The organism is Streptomyces sp. NPDC045701 (assembly GCF_056432045.1).
In genome coordinates this window covers 1-4,725 of record NZ_JBWKJV010000125.1, presented here as the reverse complement: position 1 = coordinate 4,725, position 4,725 = coordinate 1, and the positions used below count along the sequence as shown (strand labels likewise).

Sequence of the window (4,725 nt, the reverse complement as noted above, 5' to 3'; positions counted from 1 at the left end):
CTCGAGACAGTCAGCCAACGGCCGGCCCCCGGCGAACACCGCATCGATCTCGCCGCGGATGGCCTCGGTCGGGGATACTCGCTTGTGCACGAGCGTGGGTCCTTCCTCGTACGAACTTTGGACGGTTCAGTACGGAAACCTACGCTCGTCGCCTTTTACACCACCTTCTGGACGCGACCTTCGATGGGCCAATTGAAATCATCGGTCAAGCCGTTTGAGATTTCGAAGTGGGAAGTCAAGGAGGCCTGGGAGGAAGTCAGGGCTAACAAGGGTGCACCCGGTGTGGACGGGCAGAGCATCGCCGAGTTCGAGAAGGACCTGAAGAACAATCTGTATAAGGTCTGGAATCGCATGTCGCCGGGCTCCTACTTTCCGCCGCCGGTGCGCGCGGTGGCCATTCCCAAGCCGCACGGAGGGGGCGAAAGAATGCTTGGCATTCCTGCTGTCACTGACCGCGTGGCACAGACCGACAGGCCAGAGCCAGCACCCGGCGGATCGCCGGGGCGGCCGGGGCCCGGCGTACTCCGGGCCGGGCCCGGGGGACCTCACCCCGGGCCGGGCCAGAGCGTCCTGCGGCGCATTCGCAGCCCACTGTCCGGCGGCCGCACAGGAGTGGGCACCGGACAGGACCGCACAGCAGGCCGTGAGCAGACCGACACCAGCCAATGCCGCCGACCGCGCCGGTCCCGGGGACCGACCGGCATCGCCAGCCGACCCGCCACCGAGGGCAGAGCGCGCTGGGCGGCGGCGGGCGACTTGACCAGACAGACCATGGCAGACTGACGGCACATCGAAGCTCCGGCGGTTCAGGGCGACTTGGGAAGGTCACCCCGGACAACCGGAGCTTCGTTGCATTCGATACGGCCCGACCTGCACACCCACATGATCACCAAGACTTATCAGCCCTGGCCACCGTTGCCGCCGAACTCAACAGCCGCCCACGCAAGACGCTCGGCTGGGAACCCCAGCCGAGCGCCTGTTTACACTGCTGGCGACTGCCTAACACTCACCATGTGTTGCGACAACCGCTGGAATTCGCCGCCATGTGTCCGACAGGGGGGAGAAAATCATGCCAACTCCGGAGGCCGGGCGCCCCGTTGCGGGGTCACCAAGAAGGTAATGGGGCACAGCCTTATCCAACACGCTTTAGTAAAAGTCCATCTGTATCAAAAACTCAATGATCTTAACCCTTGAGCCGGAGATCCCGAAGAGCTCGCTCCTGCCTTGGGGATCCAGAGCGACTGCTATCGCTTCCGCCCAAAATTCGTTCTTTTTCAGGAGATAGGACTGTGCATCTTTGTCTGCGCGGGTGTTAACCGGGGTGCTGGCGATAATTTCAGCGTATTCCTGCTGAAGCGGGATATCGCGTTGACTGAATTTAAGTTCATTATCGACATAATGGCCGAATTCATGCAGGCAGACTAGCTCTTCCCTGATTCGGCGCGGCCCCATGCCGGCGTCTACTTCAGGGGCATATACTTTAAGGTGCATGTAATCATGTACAAAGTAGCTAACATCCTCGCCGGGAACTCCGCTTTCGTCGAAATGGATTCCGCTAGGAAAGGTTAGATCGCCCCTGGCGCTACCTGCATCTGCTGCGAACTTCGTCAGCCATTTTCTCGGCACTTGCGAAAGGAGGGTGAGTTGGTTTTTTTGAGTTTGATTCAGTTGGTTTGCTTCAGGCGTGATTGTCCCATAAGGGAACATTTCATACATTTCTTCTATGGATATTTTCGCGGTGCGAGGCTCTGTGGATTGAAGAGCGACTTTAGCCTTTACTGCTGCGGCGCCGGCCTTTACGCCTGCGCCTAGGGCGCCGGCGAGGATGCCTGCGCCTCCGAGGACATAGGCGGTGATACTGAGGTCGCTGTCCCACTGATTTTTGCCGGTGGCGAGGGCGGCGGCTTCCACGGCAACGGAGGCGAGATCGAGGACGGCGCCGGCCACGGCGATGCCACCGAAGAAGCCGATGCCGGTGCCGGTGCCGAGGGTGGCCAGAGTGACAGTGGCGGCGGTGACGGCGGCGGCGAGGACAGCGACGCCGATCAGGACACCGGAGACGATGTCGTCCAGGGCTGCGGTGTTGCCAGTGGGGTCGGTTTTCATGACGGGGTTGGCGTCGAAGGCCATGTAGCGGTTGTGCTGGGGGGCGTTGTCGCGGGTGGTGAAGCGTTTCTGGGCGGGGTCGTAGAGGCGGTTTTTCAGGTATTGGGTGCCGGTGGTGGTGTTGGTGTATTCGCCGGCGTAGGTGAAGGGGTTGGTGCCCGCGGCTGCGCCTGGGCTGACGGCTGCGGTCACAGCTGTGGTGGTGGGGGTGGTGTGCTGTCCGTAGTCGGTGTAGTGCCAGGCGGCGTTGATGTGGCCGCCGTCACCTGTGAGGGTGGTGGTGTTGCCGTGGCGGTCGTGGTGGAGGTATCCGCCGCCGGTGGTGTTGGCCGTCTGGGTGATCTCGCTGGCCGCGGGGTCGGTGGTGGTGAGGGTGCGGGCTTCGCGGGTGGCGGCCTGGAGGTAGGAGCCGGTGACTACGGCAGACTGGGCCCCACCGCCCCTCTCACCCTCACCGCTGGTGGTGTGGGTGTCGTTGGTGATGGTGCCGGTTGTGGGGTCGTAGTAGAACCCGGTCACCGTCGCACCGCCTCCTTGCCCGGCTTGTTCCCCGCCTGGACTGGTGGTGGCAGCCTTGCGGGTGCCGTCGGCCCAGTAGGTGTAGCGGGTGGTGGTGCCGTCAGGGGTGGTGACGGTGACGGGCTGGTTGTGGGGGTTGTAGGTCCAGGTGTTGCCGCGGTGGTCTTTGGTCAGGTTTCCGGCCTTGTCGAATTCCTGGGTTTTCTTCTCGCCGTCGGTGGTGATGGCGGTCAGCCGGCCTGCGGGGTCGATGTCGTGTTCGGTCACGCTCTTCTTGCCGCCCTGGTCGTGGCGGGTGGTCTCGGAGCGGGTGAGGTCGCCGGAGACGTTCAGCGTGTAGGCGGTCTCGGTGACCGGCTCGCCCTCGCTGTTGCTGACTTTGGAGTGGATGAGGCGGTCGTAGGCGTCGTAGCGGTAGGCGGTGGTGGTGACCGCCATGCTCACCCCGCCGTGCTCGTCCTTGACCACCGCGCCGGTCTCATTGACGGCGGGGCGGGTGTCGGTCCGGGAGGTGAGGTTGCCGTGCGCGTCATAGACGTACGCGGCCTCACTCACCGGAGTGCCGTCCGCGCGGGTGGTCTTCTCACTCTTGATCTGGCTGGCACCGGTGAAGGTGTAGAGGGTGGTGACGCCGTTGCCGCGTTCCACCTTCCCGATCCGGCCGATCTTGTCGTAGGTGTAGGTGACCTCGGCCAGGACCCGGCCGTCGGTGCCGGTCTGCTTCGCCGAGCGCAGAATGCCGTCACCGTTGTAGGTGTAGACGGTGCGCGCACCCGCGGCATCCACGGAGGATGTCAGCTGTCCGTGGGTGTCGTATTCCTGGGTGAGGGTTTTGCCGTCGGGGTAGGTGACTTTGGTGACGTGGCCGTCCGCATCGTAGGTGTAGGAGATGACCGTGCCCGTCTTGTCGGCGGGGTCGAACACCTCCAGAACCCGGCCGGTCGCCTTGTCGTAGGTGCAGGCCGTCTTCACCGTGGTTTTGCCGTCTGCGGAGACGGTGGTGGTTCCGGTGATCCGGCCGGTGGCCGGGTCGTAGGAGGTGGTGGTGACCGACCCGTCCGGGCGGGTCACCTTCTGCGCCTCACCCCGCTCGTTATAGACCGTGGCGATGACCCCGCCGACGGGGTCCTTTTCCTCGGTCACACGCCCGGCATCGTCCCGCTTCACCGTTGTCCCGGACCGCTTCTCCTCACCCGAGCCCAGGGTCTTGACCACCGGTCCGCCGGTCAGATCCGCACGTGGCTCAGCGGTGACCTCACTGCCGGGGAACGTCTCGGGGGCGGCCGGGGTGAGGGTGGCTCGGTCAGCCGTTCCGCCTGCGCCGTAAGACAGACGGGCCGTGAGATCCGTGGTCGTCAACTTTATCGGCCTACCCAGCCCGTCGTATGACTTGGAAGTTGCAGGTGCTGGGGTGCCGTCCGCGTGGCGGGTCGAGGAGGCGACCGTCCGGTCGGCAGCATCCAGCTTTTCGGTGGTGGTGGTCACCGCCTTAGCCGGGTCGCTCTCCCCGGCGGGCAGCAGCGCGGTGGTTTTGGTGTTCGCGACGTCGTCGTAGGAGAAGAGCTGTGTCATGCCGTTGGGAGCAACCGCCTTCACCGGCCGGCCCAGCAGATCATTCGTGGTGACCGTTTTGCGGCCAGCACCGTCGCTGGTGGTGGCGGTCAGCCCGTCCGGCGAGTACTCCACCTCCTGCAGCGTCCGCGCCCCGGGGTGGTCGGTGATCTTCCCGCCGGCAATATTGTCGGTCTTCTTCTCCACCCGCCCCAGCAGGTCGCGGGTCTCGACAGTGACGTGCCCGTCGGGGGTGGTGAGCGTGGTGGAGGTGGGGGTGTGGGCGGCGGTGACGGCCAGCCCGTCCGGACCGGTCTCCTTGACCACCCGCCCCGCATCGTCATACACCGTCTTCGATGCCCGGCCCGCCGTATCGATGGTTTCGACGACTTCGCCGGTGGCCAGATCGGTGACCTGCTTCACCGTCCCCGCAGGGGTGGTGACCGCGTCGGTTCGGGTATGGGCGGTGGTGTCGATGCTGGTGGTGTAGGTCTCGGTCAGCTTCTGCGGCCCCTCATCGCCTTCCGGGCGCGCGCCGTCGGCCCAGGT

Annotated in this window: 1 protein-coding gene; it reads right to left on the bottom strand. The window is 64.7% G+C overall.

Translation table 11 applies throughout. The features are described from left to right. Positions 1–1,146: 1,146 nt before the first annotated feature. Positions 1,147–4,725 (bottom strand): RHS repeat-associated core domain-containing protein (locus tag AC07DW_RS33395; protein WP_478861374.1); only part of this gene is annotated, 3,579 nt, incomplete at its 5' end.